General features: G+C 59.9%; 1 protein-coding gene. It reads right to left on the bottom strand.

The genetic code is table 11. The annotated features are described in order from the left end of the window. Positions 1 to 125 precede the first annotated feature (125 nt). Positions 126 to 1,224 (bottom strand): class I SAM-dependent DNA methyltransferase (locus tag JX325_RS17160; RefSeq protein ID WP_204792221.1); only part of this gene is annotated, 1,099 nt, incomplete at its 5' end.

Raw genomic sequence — 1,224 nt, forward strand, 5'->3', positions numbered from 1 at the left:
ATAATTTACAAGCCCTTCATTGGTGAAATTTGTAGTTCTCAAAACCGGGATACCTTCGCCAGTCAAATCATCATTGCCCCATTCACCAGATATTGCTTTTCCCGTAATTTCAATGAGTTTCGCCATCACACTATCCCCTCCAATTCCTCTAGCCCCTTCTGAATCTCCGCCTCCAGCTGGCGCAGCTGGGCGAAAATCTCGCTGGTGGGCGGGTACTCCACGGGGACGTACTCAGTTTTTTTGTACTTGTTGATGGACAGGTCGTAGCCATTCTCCACGATCTCCCCCTTGGGCACCAGGAAGGACTGCTCAGTCCGGGCCCGGGCCGTCTCCCCTGCCAGGTTATGGAACCGGGAGACGATATCGGGGATGTCGTTCTCCGCCGTGGGGGCACGCTTGTCGTCCAGGGAGAGGCCGTCGGCCCGCATGTCGTAGAACCACACCTGGTCCGTCCCGCCGTGGCCGGTCTTGGTGAAGATGAGCACCCCGGTAGACACCCCGGCGTAGGGCTTGAACACCCCTGAGGGCATGGAGATAACGGCCTCCAGGCGGTGGTTCTCCACCAGCTCCCGGCGGATGTCCTTGTGGGCCTTGGACGACCCGAACAGAACGCCGTCGGGGACGATGCAGGCGCACTGCCCGCCCACCCGGAGCATCTTCAGGAACAGGGCCAGAAACAGTAACTCGGTCTTCTTGGTCTTGCACAGCTTCAGCAGGTCGGCGGACACGATATCTGCGTCCAGGCTGCCCTTGAAGGGGGGATTGGCCAGGATGAGGGAGTACCTCTCCCGGTCCGGGTTCTGGTCGGACAGGCTGTCCCGGTACTGGATGGTAGGGTTGTCCACGCCGTGGGTCATCATGTTCATGGCCCCGATGCGCAGCATGGTGCGGTCCATGTCGTAGCCGTGGAACATGCCGCTCATGTAGTGGTCCTTTTTCTGACTGTGGAAGAAAATTTCCTCCTTGTGGTGCTCCTTCAGGTACTCCCCCGCCGCCACCANAAAGCCGGAGGTGCCGCAGGCCGGGTCGCAGATGACCTCGTCCGGGCCGGGGGCCATCAGCTCCACTATCATTTTGATGATGTGCCGGGGGGTTCGAAACTGGCCGTTTACCCCGGCGGTGGCGATTTTAGACAGGAGGAACTCGTACACGTCCCCCCGCACGTCGCCGTCCCGGAGCTGGGACATCTGGTCGTAGATCTCGTCCAGGGCGGTGATGATCTTC

Origin of the sequence: Oscillibacter sp. CU971, assembly GCF_905219725.1 — a bacterium.
GTDB lineage: Bacteria > Bacillota > Clostridia > Oscillospirales > Oscillospiraceae > Oscillibacter.